The organism is Pelistega sp. MC2 (assembly GCF_900099475.1).
In the GTDB taxonomy this organism is placed as follows: Bacteria; Pseudomonadota; Gammaproteobacteria; order Burkholderiales; family Burkholderiaceae_B; genus Taylorella; species Taylorella indica.
Genome location: NZ_LT628275.1, coordinates 675,806 through 696,050 on the forward strand (window position 1 = coordinate 675,806; position 20,245 = coordinate 696,050).

19 protein-coding genes are annotated in these 20,245 nt (G+C 38.7%); 14 read left to right on the forward strand and 5 right to left on the reverse strand.

From position 1 onward, the window contains the following. Nucleotides 1-3 precede the first annotated feature (3 nt). Nucleotides 4-672 carry an LOG family protein gene (locus BQ4443_RS08700; RefSeq protein WP_071058589.1) on the reverse strand — a complete coding sequence of 223 codons (669 nt, stop codon included), beginning with the start codon at nt 670-672 and terminating at the stop codon, nt 4-6. Between BQ4443_RS08700 and polA the strand changes: the two genes are divergently transcribed. Continuing rightward, nucleotides 671-3,394: a DNA polymerase I gene (polA, locus tag BQ4443_RS08705; RefSeq protein WP_023951968.1), complete on the forward strand. Its 2,724-nt coding sequence runs from the start codon at nt 671-673 to the stop codon at nt 3,392-3,394. The genes BQ4443_RS08700 and polA overlap by 2 nt on opposite strands. A 633-nt stretch (nt 3,395-4,027) precedes the next feature. Here the strand turns inward: polA and htpX are convergent. Beyond that, nucleotides 4,028-4,918, reverse strand: coding sequence for a protease HtpX (gene htpX, locus BQ4443_RS08710; RefSeq protein ID WP_023951970.1), 891 nt, complete (start codon nt 4,916-4,918; stop codon nt 4,028-4,030). A gap of 251 nt (nt 4,919-5,169) precedes the next feature. Here htpX and BQ4443_RS08715 point away from each other — a divergent pair, with 251 nt between their 5' ends. The 4 genes from BQ4443_RS08715 (at nt 5,170) to BQ4443_RS08730 (ending at nt 9,581) form a co-directional block, all read left to right on the forward strand. Then, nucleotides 5,170-6,054, forward strand: a complete 885-nt coding sequence (locus BQ4443_RS08715) for a DMT family transporter (RefSeq protein WP_023951972.1) — start codon at nt 5,170-5,172, stop codon at nt 6,052-6,054. Beyond that, nucleotides 6,054-6,890, forward strand: a complete 837-nt coding sequence (locus BQ4443_RS08720) for a sulfurtransferase (RefSeq protein ID WP_023951974.1) — start codon at nt 6,054-6,056, stop codon at nt 6,888-6,890. The genes BQ4443_RS08715 and BQ4443_RS08720 overlap by 1 nt, the downstream gene beginning before the upstream one ends. 82 nt (nt 6,891-6,972) lie before the next feature. Next, nucleotides 6,973-8,451, forward strand: a complete 1,479-nt coding sequence (locus BQ4443_RS08725; RefSeq protein WP_071058590.1) for an aminotransferase class V-fold PLP-dependent enzyme — start codon at nt 6,973-6,975, stop codon at nt 8,449-8,451. A 167-nt stretch (nt 8,452-8,618) separates the two neighbouring features. Further along, nucleotides 8,619-9,581: a metallophosphoesterase gene (locus BQ4443_RS08730; RefSeq protein ID WP_218118040.1), complete on the forward strand. Its 963-nt coding sequence runs from the start codon at nt 8,619-8,621 to the stop codon at nt 9,579-9,581. A 121-nt stretch (nt 9,582-9,702) separates the two neighbouring features. Here BQ4443_RS08730 and BQ4443_RS08735 read toward each other — a convergent pair whose 3' ends face one another. Continuing rightward, nucleotides 9,703-10,845, reverse strand: coding sequence for an aromatic ring-hydroxylating oxygenase subunit alpha (locus BQ4443_RS08735; RefSeq protein ID WP_023951982.1), 1,143 nt, complete (start codon nt 10,843-10,845; stop codon nt 9,703-9,705). A gap of 386 nt (nt 10,846-11,231) precedes the next feature. Between BQ4443_RS08735 and BQ4443_RS12780 the strand changes: the two genes are divergently transcribed. The 4 genes from BQ4443_RS12780 to folE2 all read left to right on the forward strand — a co-directional run bounded on the left by BQ4443_RS12780 (nt 11,232) and on the right by folE2 (nt 15,359). Further along, entirely contained in the window at nt 11,232-11,639 is a 408-nt protein-coding gene (locus BQ4443_RS12780) for an exodeoxyribonuclease VII small subunit (protein ID WP_143000579.1), read from the forward strand. A 2-nt stretch (nt 11,640-11,641) separates the two neighbouring features. Next, nucleotides 11,642-12,556 (forward strand): polyprenyl synthetase family protein, encoded by a 915-nt coding sequence (locus BQ4443_RS08745; protein ID WP_023951986.1) that lies wholly within the window; start codon nt 11,642-11,644, stop codon nt 12,554-12,556. Nucleotides 12,557-12,565: 9 nt separating this feature from the next. Then, entirely contained in the window at nt 12,566-14,422 is a 1,857-nt protein-coding gene (gene dxs / locus BQ4443_RS08750) for a 1-deoxy-D-xylulose-5-phosphate synthase (RefSeq protein ID WP_023951988.1), read from the forward strand. Between the two features lie 139 nt (nt 14,423-14,561). Next, entirely contained in the window at nt 14,562-15,359 is a 798-nt protein-coding gene (gene folE2, locus BQ4443_RS08755; RefSeq protein WP_071058591.1) for a GTP cyclohydrolase FolE2, read from the forward strand. Between the two features lie 98 nt (nt 15,360-15,457). Here the strand turns inward: folE2 and BQ4443_RS08760 are convergent, their stop codons facing one another. Beyond that, on the reverse strand, nt 15,458-15,775 hold the full coding sequence (locus BQ4443_RS08760; RefSeq protein ID WP_023951992.1) for a c-type cytochrome: 318 nt from the start codon (nt 15,773-15,775) through the stop codon (nt 15,458-15,460). A 409-nt stretch (nt 15,776-16,184) separates the two neighbouring features. Here BQ4443_RS08760 and rpsF point away from each other — a divergent pair, with 409 nt between their 5' ends. The 5 genes from rpsF to dnaB all read left to right on the forward strand — a co-directional run bounded on the left by rpsF (nt 16,185) and on the right by dnaB (nt 19,453). Then, entirely contained in the window at nt 16,185-16,565 is a 381-nt protein-coding gene (gene rpsF, locus BQ4443_RS08765) for a 30S ribosomal protein S6 (protein ID WP_023951994.1), read from the forward strand. 14 nt (nt 16,566-16,579) lie between these two features. After that, entirely contained in the window at nt 16,580-16,897 is a 318-nt protein-coding gene (priB, locus tag BQ4443_RS08770) for a primosomal replication protein N (protein ID WP_023951996.1), read from the forward strand. A gap of 49 nt (nt 16,898-16,946) precedes the next feature. Next, on the forward strand, nt 16,947-17,222 hold the full coding sequence (gene rpsR / locus BQ4443_RS08775) for a 30S ribosomal protein S18 (protein ID WP_023951997.1): 276 nt from the start codon (nt 16,947-16,949) through the stop codon (nt 17,220-17,222). Between the two features lie 11 nt (nt 17,223-17,233). Then, nucleotides 17,234-17,686 carry a 50S ribosomal protein L9 gene (gene rplI / locus BQ4443_RS08780; protein WP_023952000.1) on the forward strand — a complete coding sequence of 151 codons (453 nt, stop codon included), beginning with the start codon at nt 17,234-17,236 and terminating at the stop codon, nt 17,684-17,686. Between the two features lie 354 nt (nt 17,687-18,040). Next, nucleotides 18,041-19,453, forward strand: a complete 1,413-nt coding sequence (dnaB, locus tag BQ4443_RS08785; protein WP_023952002.1) for a replicative DNA helicase — start codon at nt 18,041-18,043, stop codon at nt 19,451-19,453. Here dnaB and BQ4443_RS08790 read toward each other — a convergent pair. Next, the gene (locus BQ4443_RS08790) at nt 19,443-20,243 is read right to left on the reverse strand and encodes a UDP-2,3-diacylglucosamine diphosphatase (RefSeq protein WP_071058592.1); all 801 of its coding nucleotides are present in this window, start codon (nt 20,241-20,243) and stop codon (nt 19,443-19,445) included. The two genes, dnaB and BQ4443_RS08790, sit on opposite strands and share 11 nt — an antisense overlap. Between the last annotated feature and the right edge of the window lie 2 nt (nt 20,244-20,245).

The following is a 20,245-nucleotide window of genomic DNA, read 5'->3' on the forward strand; positions in this document are numbered from 1 at the left end:
TCATCAACAGAGTCCTAAACAATGCTCTGCTTCTTGATTCTTTAGATAGCCTTCGGTGACGATTCTAACTACCTCATCTGGGCAGTCCGTGAGCGAATAAAGATTTAAATCTTTAGGTGAAATATAGCCATGGCCTAGAAGATTTTTTTCAAAAAAAAGAATTAAATCTTGCCAGAACGCTTTACCCACAAAAACAATCGGTGCTTTATTTGCTTTGCCTGTTTGAATTAAGGTGAGAGCCTCAAAGAGTTCATCTAATGTTCCAAAGCCACCAGGCAAAATAATATATGCCCAACTGTTCATAAAGAAAGTCGTCTTACGAGGCATAAAATATTTGAAATCAATGCTATGTGATTGATAAGGATTGTTTGATGTCTCGAAAGGTAATTTGATATTTAAACCTACACTTGTGCCACCGGCTTCATAGCAGCCTCTATTTGCTGCTTCCATAATACCGGGACCACCACCAGAAATAATACTGAAACCAGCCTCAACAAGTTTCTTACTTATCTGAATTGTTTTAGAATAGTACTCAGAGTCGGGTTTTATACGTGCACTGCCAAAAATACTTACTGCTTTTGTCACTTCGGTTAAATGTGCTGCTGCGTTTGCTAATTCTTCTGATATTTCTTTAATTTGACCTTGGATTGTTGTTGCTCTTAAATTTGCCATGAAAAAAACCTTATTACTTGTAGATGGTTCTAGTTATTTATACCGTGCATTCCATGCCATGCCTAATCTCCGCAATAAGGCTGGGGAACCCACGGGTGCTATATTCGGTATGATTAATATGATGCGTAAAATTCATCAAGATTTTAGTCCAGATTATATGGCTTGCATTTTTGATGCCCCTGGAAAAACGTTTCGTGATGATTTATACCCTGATTATAAAGGTCATCGCCCACCAATGCCAGATGATTTACGTGCACAAATCGAACCTATTTATCAAACGATTACAGCGTTAGGTTGGACTATTATTGCACAACCAGGTGTTGAAGCGGATGATATTATTGCTACTTTAGCAGAAATTGCACGACAAAATGATGTCAACACAATTATTTCTACAGGTGATAAGGATTTAGCCCAATTGGTTAATGATCATATCAGTCTTATTAATACGATGAGTAATGAACGTCTTGATCGGGAAGGCGTTAAAACTAAGTTTGGGGTTTATCCTGAACAGATTATTGATTACTTGATGTTGATTGGTGATAAAGTGGACAACGTCCCGGGCGTGGATAAAGTGGGAGATAAAACAGCGGCTAAGTGGTTACAAGAATATTCAACACTAGAAAAGCTTATTGAGCATGCAGATGAACTCAAGGGTAAGGTAGGAGAAAATTTTCGTGCCGCTATTCCACAATTTGGATTGACTCGAGAATTAATTACGATCAAACAAGATTGTGATTTGACAGGTTTTTATCATCAGTTAGATGATTTATTGCCAAAACCTCAAGACAAGGATAAGTTGGTTGAGCTTTACAATCAATTTGGCTTTAAAACATTTTTAAGAGAGGTTAGTGGTGATGATAAAGCGATTCCAGAGCAGGATTCACGCAAGGTTGATGATTTGCCACCAGCACCAGCTACTATTCACTATGAAATGATTACGACAGAGCAGGCCTTACAAAAATGCTTGGAGACGATTACCCAAGCAGAAGTCGTAGCACTTGATACAGAAACCAATAGCCTAGATGGTATGAAAGCGCAGCTTGTTGGTTTATCCCTCTCGGTAGCCGTAGGTCAAGCCTGGTATATTCCTTTGGCACATAATAGTGCTGGTTTACTGGAAGAACAACTGGATAAGCAAAAAACGCTAGCCTTACTAAAACCTTGGTTAGAGTCTCCCAAGCTGATTAAAGTGATGCAAAATGCCAAATATGATGCCCATGTATTAGCAAATGAGGGGATCAGCTTACAGGGTGTTAAGCATGATACGATGTTGATGGCCTATGTATTGGTGTCTAATTCTAAAGTTAGTCTAGAGGCTTTATCTGAGCGATATTTAGGTCGAAAAGGATTAAGCTTTGAGGAAATTTGTGGTAAAGGTGCTCATGCAATAACCTTTGATCTAGTACCTTTAGATAAGGCGACTCAATATGCTTGCGAAGATGCTGATTTTACCTTTCAACTGGCTAGTGTATTAGAGAAAAAATTACAGCAAGAAAGAGGTTTTATTGATACCTATGCGTTAGAAATGCAAGTTTGGCCTGTTTTATTCCGTATGGAGCACAATGGTGTTAAATTAAATGAGCAAGAGCTTTTACAACAGTCAAATGAATTAGGTGATGTTTTGCATAAGTTAGAAGAAAAAGCCTATGAAATGGCGGGTGAGGCTTTTAATTTAAATTCTCCAAAACAATTAGGTGAAATTTTATTTGAACGCTTAAAACTTCCCGTGCTGAGTAAAACATCAAAAGGGGCACCATCAACAGATGAAGAAACCTTAACAAAATTGGCACAGGATTATCCCTTACCTGCCTTATTATTGGACTATAGGAGTTTGGCTAAACTTAAGTCCACTTATACAGATAAATTACCTAAAATGATTAATCCTAAAACAGGGCGTGTACATACGGATTATGCACAAGCCGCTGTAGTGACAGGACGCTTATCATCATCAGATCCTAATTTACAAAATATCCCGATTCGTACAGCAGAAGGACGCCGTGTTCGTAGAGCGTTTATTGCTGAGGACGGATATCATCTTATGTCAGCCGATTATTCTCAAATTGAGTTAAGAGTGATGGCACATATTTCCGGGGATAAGAATTTACAAACAGCCTTTGCTCAAGGACAGGATATTCATAGGGCAACAGCTGCGGAAGTTTTTGGCATAAGCGTTGATAATGTCACTGCTGAACAACGTCGCGCAGCTAAAGCCATTAACTTTGGTTTGATATATGGGATGGGAGCGTTTGGATTAGCGAGTAATTTAGGTATTACTAGAGAGGCAGCACAAAATTATATCCACTTATATTTCCAACGTTATCCTGGTGTTGCGGAGTATATGGAACAAACTCGAGAAAAAGCGAATAGACAAGGCTATGTAGAAACAGTATTTGGTAGACGCTTGTGGTTACCAGAAATACAAGGAGCCAAAGGCCCAAGAAAAGCAGCAGCCGAACGGGCAGCTATCAATGCACCGATGCAAGGAACAGCCGCCGACCTGATCAAAAAAGCAATGGTTGCTGTACAGCAATGGCTAGATACAGAACAACTACAAAGCCGCCTAATTATGCAAGTCCATGACGAATTAGTCCTCGAAGTGAAAAACGAAGAAGCAAACCAAGTCCGCCAAAAACTACCAATACTTATGGCTAGCGTAGCCCAATTAGCAGTCCCACTTCTCGCTGAAGTCGGTGAAGGAGAAAACTGGGAACAGGCACATTAAAGCGTTTTCGGTGATGCGAAGACGTAGGTGACGCATCACCAAAAATATAAAAAGAGGAATGGGGAGAGTTTTCGGTGATGCGAAGACGTAGGTGACGCATCACCAAAAATATAAAAAGAGGAATGGGGAGAGTTTTCGGTGATGCGAAGACGGAGGTGACGCATCACCAAAAATATAAAAAGAGGAATGGGGAGAGTTTTCGGTGATGCGAAGACGGAGGTGACGCATCACCAAAAATATAAAAAGAGGAATGGGGAGAGTTTTCGGTGATGCGAAGACGTAGGTGACGCATCACCAAAAATATAAAAAGAGGAATGGGGAGAGTTTTCGGTGATGCGAAGACGGAGGTGACGCATCACCAAAAATATAAAAAGAGGAATGGGGAGAGTTTTCGGTGATGCGAAGACGGAGGTGACGCATCACCAAAAATATATAGTTAATGGAGGAATGACATCAACTATATAGAGGGTGAAGGCGACGCATCACCAAAATTAAATAGAGAGAGTGAGTAGAGTTTTCGGTGATGCGAAGACGGAGGAAGCGCATAAAAAATCACTACCTCTTTAATCTGTCTCTTATATACTTGGAGGGATTAATTAAGGTAGTGATTTTTTTGTTAACACCAATTATTCATTAACGCATATTGAGATTTTGTAATGCACGGATACGACTCTCCATCGGAGGATGGGAGGCAAATAGTGCCATCATATTATTAACTTTTTCTGTAATACCGAAAGCTTGCATTCCTTTAGCAAGTTCGCCAGGCTCTAATCCTCCAAGTCTTGCTAACGCATTTTCCATTGGTTTGGTTGAACCTAATAATTGAGCAGAGCCAGCATCAGCACGATATTCACGCTGACGAGAGAACCATGCCACAATAATAGAGGCAAGAATACCAAAGACAATTTCACAGACCATTGAAGTGAGGTAGTAGCCAACGCCCACGCCATCACGATTATCATTTTTCATGATAGCACGATCAACAAAGACAGCAACGATACGAGCAAAGAATACGACAAAGGTATTTACTACTCCTTGAATTAAGGTCAGAGTGACCATATCACCGTTAGCAACGTGAGCAATTTCATGACCAAGTACAGCGGTTACTTCCTCTTCATTCATATTTTGTAGAAGTCCTGTTGAGACAGCCACTAAGGATTCATTTTTAAAAGCACCTGTTGCAAAGGCATTTGGTGCTCCTTCATAAATACCGACTTCAGGACGCCCAATACCCGCTCTATCCGCAAGTTGATGCACAGTATCCACAAGCCATGCCTCTGTTTGAGAAGCAGGGGCATTAGGATCAATAATTTGTACACCCATGCTCATTTTCGCCATTTGTTTACTCATAAATAGAGAAATAATGGATCCAGTAAACCCAACAATTGCAGCAAAGACCAATAATTGACTGTAGTTGATACCGTTTTCTGTTAGATAACGATTAGCCCCCGTAACAGTTAGTGTAATGTTTAACACCAGTAAAACGGCCATGTTGGTCATTAAGAATAAGAAAATACGCTTCATTTAGCTATCCTTTTGTAGGGTAAAACAATAGAGTGATTTCATTGATTTTAATATATAAGGGTACTTCGTATAATCACAATGCTAGAATTAAACGGATTTTGTTAAGTTTTGTTATAACTAATGCTTTATATTGATGGCAAAAGGTTTATAACTTGAAGATTTAGTGTGGTAAGAATCTTTGTAAATGATTGACGAAAAATAGGAAATGACTAAAATAGTAAGATTATTCAGATTTTAATAGTGTTATCAGTATGCAATCGCTTTGGATGTTGCTAGCATCTTTTTTCTTTGCAGGTATGGGTGCAGCAATAAAAGGTTCTCTTGAATATGGTGTTTCACTGCCAATTGTCATATTTTTCAGGGGGTTACCGTCAGTTATCTGTATTGCAATCTGGGCGATGTTGACCAAAAATACCTTAGCAACGCAATATCCTGTTGCTCACCTCAAGCGAAATGTGCTGGGTACTACATCGATGTGGTTTAGTTTTTACGCTTTGGGTCAATTACCTTTAGCAACAAGTACTAGCTTAGGTTATACCTCTTCATTATTTATTGGCTTATATGTGGTGTTTTTCTCATCACAATTTCATAAAGATTATCCTAAACTAATTGCTATTTTATTAGGTTTTTGGGGGATTGTATTAGTCTTGAAACCTAGTATTAGTGAAGGGCAATGGTTTGGTGCTGGTGCAGGGATGCTGGCAGGGTTGTTTTCTGCATTTGCCATGTTTCAGGTAAAATCCTTAGGGAAATTGGGTGAGCCAGTATGGCGCACTGTTTTTTATTTCTCTTGTATGGTTATTTTTTCTGGTCTCGTCATGATGGATTATCATGAGTTGTTTCAGTTATCGTGGCAGGCGTATGGTTTATTAGTATTAGCAGGTTTACTAGGGCAGTTTGGACAATTAGCTATGACAGAAGCGTATGGTCATGGATCGGCTGTGATTGCCGCTGTTTTACAATATTCTACTATTATTTTCTCAACTATTTTAGGTATGGTTTTTTGGAATAATGTTCCAGATATTATTGCTTGGGTGGGTATGGCTACGATTATTATTGCTGGTATTTTAGTAGTGGTTATTGACCAGAAATTGTGGTTGTCAGAACATATTTTTAAAAGAACTAGGAGTAAATGATGACATCAGTATTAATTTCAGCAGAAGAAATTTTACAAAAAGGGTTGAACGCTTTTCGTTTTATTGATGCAAGACATGATTTAGTCAATCATCAATTAGGAACAGAGCAGTATATTAAGGCACATATCCCTACGGCTATTTTTTTAAACCATGAAACAGACTTATGTGATGTTAAAACAGGTAAGAATGGTCGTCATCCATTACCTAAGCGAGAAGATTTTGCCAACGTACTAATGGCAAAAGGCATCCATATTGATGATGATATTGTCGTATATGATGCTGATAATATGATGTTTGCAGCACATGTATGGTGGATGTTGCGCTGGATGGGTTTTGCTAATGTATGGGTTCTGAACGGTGGATTTAAAGCATGGCAAGTGGTAGGTGGTGACGTGGAAGAGGGTATTGCTCCAGCCTTACCACCAGTTACTTGGACATTGAGAGAGAGTCTTGTAAAAACAGTCTCTGCCGATGAAGTATTGAAAAATATTCAATCACAACAATTTGTGCTATTGGACGCTAGAGCCCCTGAACGCTATCGTGGCGAGGTTGAGCCTATGGACCCTGTTGCTGGTCATATCCCTGGTGCCATTAACCATCCATTTGCCTTAAATGTGGAGGCTGATGGAAAAATGAAATCTCCGCAAGTACTAAGAGACGCTTTTTTACCCTATACTCAAAAAGGCTTGGTAATTAATCAATGTGGCTCTGGTGTGACAGCTTGCCACAATATCTTAGCAATGGAAGTGGCAGGTTTACATGATTATGCCTTATACCCTGGATCTTGGAGTGAGTGGGTTGCCGATTCTACAAGACCCGTAGCGACAGGTGAGTAATAGGATATTGACTGCTTAGTCTATGTCAATGTATGGGTTATTAGGAAATTTTTTGAAGAATAATTTTAGTTAAGGAATAGTTTTGTCGATTATAGATTTATTTACACAAGACAGTGTTGCTTTGTCTGAACGTGTTAGTCGTGGAATGCAAGCTTTTTATACTGAAAAAGATGATGTTGCTGAGTTTGATCAACGACAATTATTAGATAAATTATCGAGTCTTTCTATTCCTGAACAGCCATTGAGTCAAGATGATTATATGGATATGGTGGATGAAACAATTCTTCCTCAATGTTCACATCTAGCAAGCCCTACCTATCTTGGTCATATGACCAGTCCTTTACCTCATTTTATCCCTGAAATTGGACGTTTAATCCAAACGTTAAATCAAAATATGGTAAAGATGGAAACCAGTCGTGGTTTAACGTTGTTAGAGAGACAGTTATTAAAAATTATTCATCAGCAAGTGTATTCTTTTGAGGAATCATTTTATACACCTTATTTAAGAGACTTTAGTCAGACAGTTGGTATATTTACTAGCGGTGGGACAATGGCAAATATCACAGCCTTATGGGTGGCGGTAAAAAAAGCTCGTACTCATTCGCCGCAAGTCAAAAAATGGATGATTGTAGGCTCTGAGTTAATGCATTATTCTTTTGATAAAGCCGCTGCTTTGCTAGGAGTTGAATTAGTACGCTTACCAGTGGATGAACATAATCGCTTGAATCTTGAGAGTTTGAGACAACAGTGCAATGCTTGCCAGCAGAAAGATATTGGCGTGGCATGTATTGTGGCAATCGCTGGGACAACTGATTTTGGTAGTGTTGATGCGATTGATCAAATTGCTAGCTTGGCACAAGACCGTCATATTCATTTACATGTTGATGCTGCCTGGGGTGGGGCGTTTATGTTGAGTAAAGATAATCGTGCTTTACTTAATCATATTGAACAGGCAGATACCATTACCATTGATGGCCATAAACAAATGTTGATGCCAATTGGTACGGGAATGTTATTTTTTAAAAATCCTATTGATTCGCAAGTAATTCGGCATACAGCTCCTTATGCTGTACGAGAAACGTCTTTAGATCAAGGACGGTTTACGATTGAGGGTACTAGACCGGCTAATATGCTTTATTTGCATGCCTGTTTACATTTAATTGGTAAACAAGGATACAACGAATTGTTTAATAAGGCGATGGAAAATATTCGTTGTATGGCACGGTTGATTGGTGACAATCCTGCCTTTGAACTACTATCCGCACCAACCATTAATATTCTAGGGTATCGTTATATTCCTGAACGTTATCGCGGAAAAACGTTAAGCCCACAAGATAATGTCGTTATCAATGACTTTAATCAGCGCTTGCAAAAAATACAGCGAGCAAATGGTAAGAGTTTTGTTTCACGTAGTAAACGAAAATTTGCCAACTATGATGAGCAAGAATTAGTTTTTCTAAGAGTAGTTATTTTGAGCCCGTTGGTTGCAGAGGAGCATATTCGTTTTGTATTACAGGATCAGTTTACTATTGCTCAGGAATTAGAGAAAACTATTGATTAGAAAATCTAATGTACCTATTTCATTTATTTGTTTTTGCTTTTTACCTTTATACGGTTTGGCGATTAATCATACCACTACCACTTTCACGTTATAGCCGAGCCTTTTTAGCATTTGTATTATTACTTATCACGCAGTACAGATGGTTTCAGCTGTGGTTTTTTGGGTCAATGTTTTCACCCGAACTACCTCACAATGTTGTGCTTATTTTAGGTGGCTTATTTGCGGGATTTAGCCTGTTAATTATGCTTACCTTGCTGAGTGATATTGTCTCGCTTATTGGACGTATTTTTAGTATACATAGCTTATATTGGTCGACACGTAAAAGGGTGGTTATTTTTTTAGCCACAATAGTATTAGCTATCATTGGGGTACAAGCCGCGATTCGCGTACCAGATGTGAAACGAGTAGAAATCCCGATTAAAAATCTTTCTCAAAAATTAGATGGATTAACTATTGTTCAATTGACTGATTTACATATTAGCCACTTATTCCGTGATGCTTGGTTAAATGAGGTTGTACAGAAAACGAATCAACTCAATCCTGACATAATTTTAATCACGGGTGATTTTATTGACGGAGAGGTTTCTGATAGATGGTCAGATATCCAAGCATACAAACAACTAAAAGCAAAATATGGTGTTTTTGGAATCATGGGTAATCATGAATATTACTATCATGGTGAGAAATGGTTTAAAGCATTAGGGGAACTTGGTATTGAGATGCTGGCGAATGAGCATCGGGTGATTTACCCACAAGGTGAACCGTTTGTTGTGGCAGGTTTGACTGATGAGGCAGCACTGCGGTTTAAATTACCCGGTCCAGCGATTGATAAAGCATTAGCTGATAGGCCCGATAATGCCATAACAGTGTTACTCGCCCATAGACCTCAAGAAGTGGCTGAACATATTGCCAAAGGAGTGAGTTTACAGCTCTCTGGGCATACACATGGTGGCATGATTATTGGTTTTCAACAATTGGTTAAATTTTTTAATGGTGGCTTTGTCTCTGGCTTATATAAAGTGGGTGAGGGGTGGTTATATCTTAGTAATGGTACCGGTTTATGGAATGGCTTTCCCATTCGTTTAGGCGTACCTTCGGAAATTACCCTCATAACATTACGGCATCAATAATGTTAGTGAGTAAATATTAAGAGGCTTGAATTAACGAATAATGAGTAACAAGGCAAAAAAGCAAAAAAGGCACGCCCTATATTGGGCGTGCCTTTAGTGTATAGCATGATTTGTCGATAACTTATTTAGTCATCAAACGGTGGTACCACTCGTGGAAATGTTGCATACCGTCTTCCATGGGTGACTGATAGGGCCCCACTTCATTTGTACCACGATTTAATAAAGCTAAACGACCGGCGTCCATGCGCTCAGCAATTTCATCATCCTCAATGGCTGTTTCCATATAAGCAGCACGTTGTGCTTCCACAAAATCACGCTCAAATGCAGCAATTTCTTCTGGATAATAAAATTCCACAACATTCATTGTCTTTTGAGGACTAACAGGATAAAGGGTTGAAAGCACTAATACATGAGGATATAACTCAATCATATGTGTTGGATAATAAGTTACCCATACAGCACCAAAGTCGGGAGTTTCACCTTGACGGAATTTTAATAACTCATTATGCCAGCGTTTGTATACATCAGAGCCGGGATTGGCCAAAGCCTGATGTACACCAACACGTTGAGCACTGAACCAGTCTGAGAATTCCCATGTTAGGTCAGAACAAGTGACAAATTGACCTAAACCAGGATGGAAAGGTTCAACATGATAGTCTTCCAAATAGACCTCAATAAAGGTTTTCCAGTTGTAATTGCACTCATGGATTTCAACATGATCTAACACATAGTCTGAAAAATCAAAATTGCTTTGCTTGAAAAGCGTTGCCATATCTTGTGCAGGATCACGAACCCCTTCAAATAAAAGGCCATGACAATCTTTTAGAGGGAATTTTTCAAGGCGTTTACAAGGTTTGCTTTCAAAATGTGGAGCTCCTAATAAATCTCCTGTATTGTCATAAGTCCAGCGATGAAGTGGACAGACAATATTGCCTCCTGTACTACTTAAATTACCGTGATTCGTTGAGGGATCGGTAACATTACCTGCCTGACCGCCAAGCATAATCGCCTGACGATGACAACAGACATTCGAGATGAGATCTACGCCTCCTTGATTGCGCACAAGCACTCGGCCTGCATTTTCTTGCGCTAACGTGCGCCAGTCACCAATTTCAGGAACTGATTTTTGGTTACCAACGTAAATAGAGGAATTTTTGAAGATTAATTCTTGTTCTAATGCAAAGATTTCTTCATCGAAGTAGGCGTTTACTGCAAGTTGAGTAGCGCCAGGTGTGACATGTAGTTTTTTACCGATGTCGGACATTTTAGAAGCCCCCCGCTTTTAAAAGTTAAAGAAGGCAACTCACCAAGGGTCATGAGTTGCAAGGTTGAAAAGGGATAATTATATAGTTAATTCAAGATCTTATTTTAATTTTTATAAAAAATAAAAAAATTAGTTTATCAGAAATTAATTTCTGATGTTGGCTCAAGTAGCCCTTTCGGCGTGCAGGTTTTTACCATGGACTTGAGAGGATAGCGTTCTTGGTGATTGGACTAAAAAACCTGCACGTCAAAATACATATGGAGATAGTTAATAATCTGGAATTAATTTATCAGAAATTAATTTATTATTTTAGATTATCTTGTGCCAATCCTATGTGAGATTGCGTAAAATAACTCTTTTATACTGAGAATCATAATTTGGAGTGTATGATGTCTAAGGCAAACAAGGCACCGACCAATTTTGAAGATGCACTGGCTGAATTAGAACAAATTGTTGAGGGAATGGAAAATAATACCCTGACGCTTGAGGAGTCATTAAAAGCTTACGAGAGAGGTGTGTTTTTAGCGAGAGTTTGTCAAGAAAAACTAGATGCAGCAAATCAACAAGTATTGGTTTTACAAAAAAATTTACTTCAACCATTGAATAATGATGGAGAGGACGAAGAGGATATAAAACAGGTAAATTCTACTGTTAATGTTGATGATAGTGATGAAGATGGCATAGATGATGTAGATACCCCACCTCTGTTTGCACCTCAAAAGCCTAAAAAAAGCAAGGTAAGTGCTCCTGTAGGGGGTGATCTTGGTAATCTTGATGACGATATCCCATTTTAATTATGAATAGTTCAACACTTAATTTTTCGTCATGGTTAAGCGAGACTGTATCATCAGTTGAGCAACATTTACAGCATTATATGCCTGCAGTTGATGTATTACCTGAAGTGTTGCATGAAGCGATGCGTTATGCCGTGTTGGGACCAGGTAAAAGAATTAGGGCTGCACTCGTATATGCCTCGGGTTTAGCGTGTATGAACTCAGCCATGCTTGAGGAACAGCAGAAGCAGAATTTATCATTTGCAGCTGCAGCTGTAGAACTGATACATGCGTATTCTTTGGTGCACGATGACTTGCCTTGTATGGATGATGATGATATGCGTCGAGGACGTCCAACCACCCATATTCAATATGGGGAAGCGATGGCTTTGTTAGCGGCAGATGCTTTACAACCACTGGCTTTCGACCAATTAGCACAAATGCATATCGATCCACTATCAATTGTTCAAGCAATTAGGGTATTATCTGAGGCGGCAGGTAGTCGTGGTATGGTCGGTGGTCAAGTGATTGATGTCGCAAATGTAGGTAATTTATTGGAATTGTCTCAATTGCAAAAAATGCATCAGATGAAGACTGGTGCTATGATTGAAGCAAGTGTTCGCTTAGGTGCTATTGCCGCTGGAGCGAATAATGATTTGACGGCGCAATTGAATCGTTATGCTGTAGCTATTGGCTTAGCATTTCAGGTAGTTGATGATATATTGGATGCAACAGCAGATACACAATCATTAGGTAAGACAGCAGGTAAAGATGCACAAAATAATAAACCTACCTATGTTTCCCTTATGGGATTAGAGGCTTCTAAAGCATTTGCTCATCAGTTATATAATGAGGCCTTGGTCGCTATTGATTCTTTGGGGTATCAAGCGCAGCGTTTAAGAGAATTAGCTGATTTTATTATCCGCAGAAATTATTAATGAGATTTTATGACGCAACTATTATCTAGTATTCATTCACCTAAAGATGTTCGTGCACTTTCACGTGCACAGCTGACAACCTTGTCTAACGAGTTGCGCGATTTTATTGTTCAATCGGTTGCGAAGACAGGAGGGCATCTTTCATCCAATTTAGGTACCGTAGAATTGACGGTTGCCTTACATTATATTTTTAATACGCCACACGATAGAATTATTTGGGATGTTGGGCATCAATCCTATCCGCACAAAATTCTGACGGGACGTAGAGAAAAAATGTCAACCTTGCGACAAGCGGGTGGTATTTCTGGGTTTCCTAAGCGTAGTGAATCGGATTATGATGCGTTTGGTACAGCACATTCTTCTACCTCTATTTCTGCTGCATTAGGTATGGCCGTAGTCTCACGAAATAGCAATACACCTAGACAACATATCGCCGTGATTGGTGATGGTGCAATGACAGCGGGTATGGCGTTTGAGGCACTTAATAATGCAGGTGTTACGCCAGGAGTTAATTTATTAGTCATTTTGAATGACAATGATATGTCTATTTCTCCTCCAGTAGGTGCATTAAATAAATATCTAACTAGATTAATGTCTGGTAGTATTGCTAAAGATGCTCATGACCTAGGTAAAGCCGTTCTTGAACAGTTGCCAAGTCCTTTGATGGATATTGCTCGCAAAGTCAAAGGTCATGCCAAAGGTATGCTAGGTCCCGCGACTTTATTTGAGGAATTAGGGTTTAATTATTCAGGTCCTATTGATGGACATGATTTAGATGCCTTAATTCCTACCTTAGAAAATCTTAAAAAATTGGGTGGCTTACAATTTTTGCATGTGATTACCAAAAAAGGGCAAGGATATAAACTCGCAGAAGCTGACCCAATTTTGTACCATGGACCAGGTAAGTTTGATCCTAGTTTAGGTATTCAAGCAAAAACAGGAGCAAGTAAACCAACGTTTACCCAAGTTTTTGGTGAGTGGATTTGTGATCAAGCAAATGCGGATCACCGTTTAATAGGCATCACACCTGCAATGCGTGAGGGAAGTGGCTTAGTTGAATTTGAAAAACGGTTTCCTGAGCGTTATTTTGATGTAGGAATTGCTGAGCAGCATGCCGTAACATTTGGAGCAGGGATTGCTTGTGAAGGATATAAGCCTGTCGTGGCGATTTATTCGACCTTTTTGCAACGTGGGTATGATCAACTTATCCATGATGTGGCTCTCCAAAACTTAGATGTGACGTTTGCTTTAGATAGAGCGGGGATTGTGGGTGCGGACGGTGCAACGCATGCAGGTAATTATGATATTGCTTTTTTAAGATGTATCCCTAATATGATAGTAGCCGTTCCTTCAAATGAAAATGAAAGTCGCTTATTATTAAGCACCTGTTATCAGTATGAGGGACCTGCTAGTGTACGCTATCCTCGAGGGTCTGGCATTGGTGAGGTAGTTAAGAAAACCCTAGATACTGTTGCTATTGGTAAAGGGGTGGTACGGCAAGAAGGCAACGAAATTGTCATTTTAGCATTTGGACCTCTCCTTTACCCAGCCATGGAGGCGGCTAAAGAATTAAGTGCTACTGTGGTTGATATGCGTTTTGTTAAGCCACTGGATACTGATTTAATCAAGCAATTAGCGCAGGCTCATCGTGCGTTTGTGACAATTGAAGAGGGCTGTATCATGGGGGGTGCAGGAAGTGCAGTCAGTGAGTATCTATACTCTCAAGGAATATGTAAACCAGTATTACAACTTGGCTTACCCGATATGTTTATTGATCATGGTGAACAACAAGCAATTTTATCGAGTCTTGGCTTAGATAAAACTGGAATCTTAAAGAGTATCCAAACTTGGAAACAAGGGTTATAAATTTAATTAATAGCATTGCTTAATATTTTAAATTTAAATTTTAAGTGAATTTAGCTTACAATCAAATAATCGAAATATTCATGAGTGCAGATATGGTAGTTTTTATCTGCACTGTTTTTTTTAAATAGGTAATAAATTAATGAGTGAGAATTTTAGCAATCTAGCCGTTATGCCAGATGTACAAAGCAGTTATGATCCTCGTCAGATTGCAATTCAGAGAGTTGGAATTCGAAAAGTAAAATCACCATTGTTAATAAAACAAGAGGCTGAGCAAGTGCAAGCCAGTGTTGGTGAGTGGACATTAACGGTGTATTTACCAGAGAGTGAGAAAGGCACGCATATGTCACGGTTTGTGTCTTTGCTAGCTAACTATCGACAAACTGCGATGGATGTCTCGGTATTTAAACAAATGGCTAATGAGATGTTAACTCTGCTAAATGCAGAAAAAGGGGATATTACAGTAACTTTCCCTTATTTCATTAATAAGAAAGCGCCTGTGTCAGGGGTAGAAAGCTTAATGGATTACCAAGTAACTTGGCAGGCTAATGCTTCCAAAGAGTCCATTGAGTTTGTTATGACAGTGGTCGTGCCTGTGATGAGTTTATGTCCATGCTCAAAAGCTATTTCAGCGTATGGAGCACATAATCAGCGCTCTCATATTACTGTAGAAGTGGTTAGCGAACAGATTTATTCTATGGATGATGTAATAAAGTTGATTGAAAAGCAGGCATCAAGCGAATTATGGGGGCTGTTAAAACGACCTGATGAAAAATATGTGACTGAATATTCTTATGATAATCCTAAGTTTGTGGAAGATTTGATTCGTGATGTTGCAGTGGCTATCAAAACACTTCCAGGCATACAGCGATACAAAATTGAAGCAGAAAACTTTGAATCTATTCATAATCATTCTGCCTATGCGGTTATTGAGGGATAGGCTACCAATATTAACAAAAAGGTTTGTTAATAAAAAAGACCTACACGAAAAGTGTAGGTCTTTTCATTTAATTTAATCAAAAAATTAATTTGATTAAATTATTTTAGAGACAGAATCCAAGTCGCTAATGTTTTAGCTTCGTCATCTGTTACTGGGTTTGGTGGCATAGGAACAGAGCCCCATTTACCGGTACTACCACCTTTAATACTAGCCACAAGCAAATCAATTGCTTTGTCATCAGAGGCATATTTAGCTGCAACATCTTTATATGAAGGACCAATAACTTTGGCTTCTACATTATGACAGGCCATACAGGCTTTAGCGTTTGCCAAAGCTTGCGCATCTTGTGCGTTAGCAGAAGACATAACTGTCATTAATACACCAGCTGTAAGTAAAGATTTAATGATTAAGCTCATATGATTAACCCTCCAAAATAAATAGGAAATTAAATACGTTTAACGATAATGGGGTCGTTAAGAGTAATCTACCATAACTTGATAAAGGATGAAATAAAAATGGGGTAAAGAATTGATAAATAGCAAAATTCTTGAGAAAAATACTCAAATATTAAGATATTGACGATAAAATAAGACAAAAAGAATCATTATGTCATTATTTATAAGTTAAACTTTAAAGTATTAATGCATTGAAGAGTAACTTGGGTGAGATAAAAATAGCTAAAAACAAACAATAACACTGTTAGGATTTCGATTTTTTATTTAAATATTTGATTTATTAGTAAAAAAAGAATAAAATTGATAGTTTCTTGCTCGACTAATAGTTTATTAATCTATTGGCGGGCTTTTTAATCCATAAGGAGTTAATATGCGTCACTACGAAGTAGTGTTTATTGTGCACCCTGATCAAAGTGAACAGGTTCCTGCCATGACAGAACGTTACCAGTCTATGGTAACAGCTAACGGTGGTAAAATCCATCGTTCAGAAGATTGGGGGCGTCGCCAATTGGCTTACCCAATTCAAAAACTAGTAAAAGCTCACTATGTTTGCTTAAACATTGAATGTGATCAAGCAACATTGGACGAATTAGAACATTCTTTCCGTTATAACGATGCTGTATTACGTCACTTAGTGATCAAAGCTAAAGCAGCTCAAACAGCACCATCAATCATGATGAAAGCTGTAGAACGTGAAGAGTCTCGCAAAGTGGCTGCTGAAGAAGCAGTTGTTGAGCAAGACGAAGAATAATTGAGAAGGATCAATTGAACCAGTTAAATTTACGTGCCAGAGTGATAGAGGTAAAACCCTTACGATTTACTCCGGCTGGAATACCGGTTCAAGAACTCTTACTTGAACACTGCGGAGAGTCTCTCGAAGCAGGGTACACGAGAAAGGTAGAGTTTACAGTATTAGCGGTAGCTATCGGAGAGATAGCACAGCAAGTACAACAAGTAGCTCTCGGGACAGAAATTACTATTCAAGGTTTTTTGTCATCTTCTCGTAAAAACTCAAGTAAACTTGTGCTTCATATTCAATCTGCACAGTTTGCTCGACAAGTACCAAGTAAAGTGTTGGTCTAAAAGTTTACAAGTTACGGGGAATATCCCCAAAAGTTTAAAGGCAAATACCATGGCTTTCATGAAAAAAGGCAAGGAAAAACGCAGCAAATTTACGCAGCAAAATCCATTGTTCAAACGTCGCAAATTCTGCCGCTTCTCAGCAGCAGGTGTTGAAGAAATTGATTACAAAGATGTAGACACATTACGTGACTTCATCACTGAGACTGGTAAAATTATTCCAGCTCGTTTAACAGGTACTAAAGCTAATTACCAACGTCAATTAGATACAGCAATTAAACGTGCTCGTTTCTTAGCTTTACTTCCATACACCGATAACCACAAATAAGGATTACTCAAATGCAAGTTATTCTATTAGAAAAAATCGGTAAGCTAGGTGATTTAGGTGAAATCGTTAAAGTTCGTAACGGTTTTGCACGTAACTATTTAATCCCTCAAAAGAAAGCTCGCCGTGCAACTGAACAAGCGATTGCTGACTTTGAAGCTCGTCGTGCTGAATTAGAAAAAGCACAAGCTGAGCGTTTAGCAGCGGCTAAAGCAATTGGTGATAAATTAAACGGTTATCGTTTAGTTCTTTCTCAAAAAGCTGGTGTTGATGGTCGTTTATTCGGCTCAGTAACATCTATGGACATTGCGGCTGCATTAGTTGCTGCTGGCTTCGAAGTGACTAAACAGCAAGTTCGTTTACCAGAAGGTGCGTTAAAAGCTGTTGGTGAATATCCTGTATCATTGCACTTACACGCAGACGTGGATGCAGATATCACTGTACAAGTTCAAGGTGAAATGGCTTAATTCAAAGCGAATCGCTTAGTTTCATTCGAACTACCCTCATAAGCTATGCATAGCTTATGAGGGTTTTCTTTTGGTTCAGTGTTGAACTGGTATGGAAAATAGGGCTGATACTATCAAAAAATTAAGCTAGGTCTATGTTCGGTAGTTTTCTATTAAGCGGTAAAAAATTTTATGAAAACCTCTTTATTTCTACACTAAACGGGTATTAAAAAACTTCTAGGATACAGGTTTTTTTATGTATAACTATTTTGTCATCAGTACAAAATAAAAATTTAAGAACTACATAGGTGTTTAGTAGTAAATTGAGATAAAATAAAAGATTACCCATAGAGATAATGATAGATAATAATAAAGATGTCAGACGATTCTATTTTTGATGCTCCTCCTAGCGATTCACGCCTTGATCTTAGCCAACTAAAGTTGCCTCCTCATTCTATTGAAGCGGAGCAGTCTGTATTAGGCGCCTTATTAATTGATAATAAGGGGTTTGATCAGATTAGTAGCTTTTTATCAGAGGATGATTTTTATCGTAGAACACACCGTATCATCTGGCGACATATTTATAATCTGGTTAGTTTAGATCGTGAAGCAGATGTATTGACGGTAGCAGAGTCTTTGCGTTTAGCGAATCAAGACAATGAGGTAGGAGGTGTTGCTTATCTCAATGAATTAGTGATGAATACTCCTTCAACTGCCAATATAGTGCGTTATGCTGAGATTGTGCGTGAAAGGGCTATGCTACGCTTATTAGCGAAAGCCGCTGATGAAATTAATGCGATGGCGTATCATTCAGATGGGAGACGAGCACGGCAGTTACTAGACGAAGCAGAATCTAAAATTTTCAAAATTGCCCAAGAAAATGGTGATGGTGCAACTGATTTTCATGCTATGCCAAATGTTTTGGTAGAAGTGTTAAATGATTTAGAAGAACTATCATCTCGTCAGGATGCTTCTGATGTGACTGGTATTAGTACAGGATTCAAAGACTTGGACTCTCGTACAGCCGGTATGCATAGTGGTCAGTTGATTATTGTGGCAGGACGACCAGCAATGGGTAAAACCTCGTTTGCCATGAATATTGTTGAGCATGTGGCTATTCATGAGAAAAAAGCTGTTGCTGTATTTAGTATGGAGATGGATGCGGTGCAATTAGGGCATCGTTTATTAGGCTCTGTAGGTAAAATTAATCAACAGCGTATGCGTACAGGTAAATTACTCCAAGAGGACTGGCCACGTGTAACGACTGCTGTCAAATTACTTGAAAAAGCTAAGATTTATATTGATGAGACATCAGCGTTGACACCTATTGATTTGCGCGCACGTGCTAGACGTTTGAAAAGCAAAGAAGGCGAATTAGGATTAATAGTTGTGGACTATCTACAATTAATGTCAGGCTCTGGTCGAAATGATAATCGTACGGCTGAGATTTCTGAAATCAGTCGCTCTTTAAAGCAATTAGCACGCGATTTAAAATGTCCAATTATTGCTTTATCACAGCTTAATCGTGGTCTAGAACAACGCACTAATAAGCGTCCCATTATGTCTGACTTGCGTGAATCTGGAGCGATTGAGCAGGATGCGGACGTTATTTTGTTTATCTATCGTGATGAAGTGTATAACCCTGAATCGCCAGATAAAGGTCTAGCTGAGATTATTATTGGTAAACAACGTGCGGGTCCAATAGGCACTGTTCGTCTAACATTTGCAGGCGAATATACTAAGTTCCTTAATTATGCAGGGGCAGGGGATTCTTTTGTTAGCGAGTAAGGCGCTGAAAATTTAGCCCATTAGCATTAATGATTAAAAAGCCTTGATGCTGAGGAGTGTGATCTATATCCCAATCACTTAGTACATAACGATACCTGATTTTTCCTGATTCTAGGTCTGTCGAATTAATTACATGAATAGCTTCTTTATGCGTATGTCCATGTATGACGTAATCAATATCGGGATTTGTACGGATAAGTTCTTCTAGACTGGTTGGATTAATATCATATTGTTGATGATAAAGCTTATCTTTTTGCCGATGCTTTTTTTTACTTTGGTTACGTAAATATTCAGCTATTTTATAGCGCCACTTTAAAGGTAGTCGTAAAAATAATTGTTGAAGTTTTTTCCAGCGGAAAAGGTGTCGCATCAACATATAGCCTTTATCATGCGTGCATAGTTCATCACCATGGCTCATGAATAGATGACCGGCATCTGAATGGACAATAATTTGTTCTGGTAGTATGTGTAAATTGAGTTGTTTCGCTAATTTTTTACCAACCAAAAAATCACGATTACCACGAATAAAATAAGTGGGAATTTGTTGAGCACATTCTGCTATGGCGTTGATACTATCACGTAACCATGGTTCATCAGAATAATCGGCTAGATCATCACCAAACCAAGCATTAAAGACATCTCCCAACAAAAACAGGACATCTGCTTCTTGGTTAGCTTTCTTTAAAAAGTCAAAAAAGGCTTGATTAGTCAAGGGAATGGATGGCCCCAAATGAATATCTGAGGCCACATATAAAGTACCTGACAAAGAAAGTGTAGGTAGTTTTTTCACAA

What these genes read in the sequence shown, in the direction of transcription:
- polA (WP_023951968.1), top strand. Translation starts at nt 671, where the DNA reads ATGAAAAAAACCTTATTACTTGTAGATGGTTCTAGTTATTTATACCGT.
- htpX (WP_023951970.1), bottom strand. Translation starts at nt 4,918, where the DNA reads ATGAAGCGTATTTTCTTATTCTTAATGACCAACATGGCCGTTTTACTG.
- BQ4443_RS08720 (WP_023951974.1), top strand. Translation starts at nt 6,054, where the DNA reads ATGACATCAGTATTAATTTCAGCAGAAGAAATTTTACAAAAAGGGTTG.
- rpsR (WP_023951997.1), top strand. Translation starts at nt 16,947, where the DNA reads ATGGCTTTCATGAAAAAAGGCAAGGAAAAACGCAGCAAATTTACGCAG.
- BQ4443_RS08715 (WP_023951972.1), top strand. Translation starts at nt 5,170, where the DNA reads ATGCAATCGCTTTGGATGTTGCTAGCATCTTTTTTCTTTGCAGGTATG.
- BQ4443_RS08760 (WP_023951992.1), bottom strand. Translation starts at nt 15,775, where the DNA reads ATGAGCTTAATCATTAAATCTTTACTTACAGCTGGTGTATTAATGACA.
- folE2 (WP_071058591.1), top strand. Translation starts at nt 14,562, where the DNA reads ATGAGTGAGAATTTTAGCAATCTAGCCGTTATGCCAGATGTACAAAGC.
- rplI (WP_023952000.1), top strand. Translation starts at nt 17,234, where the DNA reads ATGCAAGTTATTCTATTAGAAAAAATCGGTAAGCTAGGTGATTTAGGT.
- BQ4443_RS08745 (WP_023951986.1), top strand. Translation starts at nt 11,642, where the DNA reads ATGAATAGTTCAACACTTAATTTTTCGTCATGGTTAAGCGAGACTGTA.
- BQ4443_RS12780 (WP_143000579.1), top strand. Translation starts at nt 11,232, where the DNA reads ATGATGTCTAAGGCAAACAAGGCACCGACCAATTTTGAAGATGCACTG.
- dxs (WP_023951988.1), top strand. Translation starts at nt 12,566, where the DNA reads ATGACGCAACTATTATCTAGTATTCATTCACCTAAAGATGTTCGTGCA.
- BQ4443_RS08730 (WP_218118040.1), top strand. Translation starts at nt 8,619, where the DNA reads ATGTTTTCACCCGAACTACCTCACAATGTTGTGCTTATTTTAGGTGGC.
- BQ4443_RS08700 (WP_071058589.1), bottom strand. Translation starts at nt 672, where the DNA reads ATGGCAAATTTAAGAGCAACAACAATCCAAGGTCAAATTAAAGAAATA.
- BQ4443_RS08735 (WP_023951982.1), bottom strand. Translation starts at nt 10,845, where the DNA reads ATGTCCGACATCGGTAAAAAACTACATGTCACACCTGGCGCTACTCAA.
- dnaB (WP_023952002.1), top strand. Translation starts at nt 18,041, where the DNA reads ATGTCAGACGATTCTATTTTTGATGCTCCTCCTAGCGATTCACGCCTT.
- rpsF (WP_023951994.1), top strand. Translation starts at nt 16,185, where the DNA reads ATGCGTCACTACGAAGTAGTGTTTATTGTGCACCCTGATCAAAGTGAA.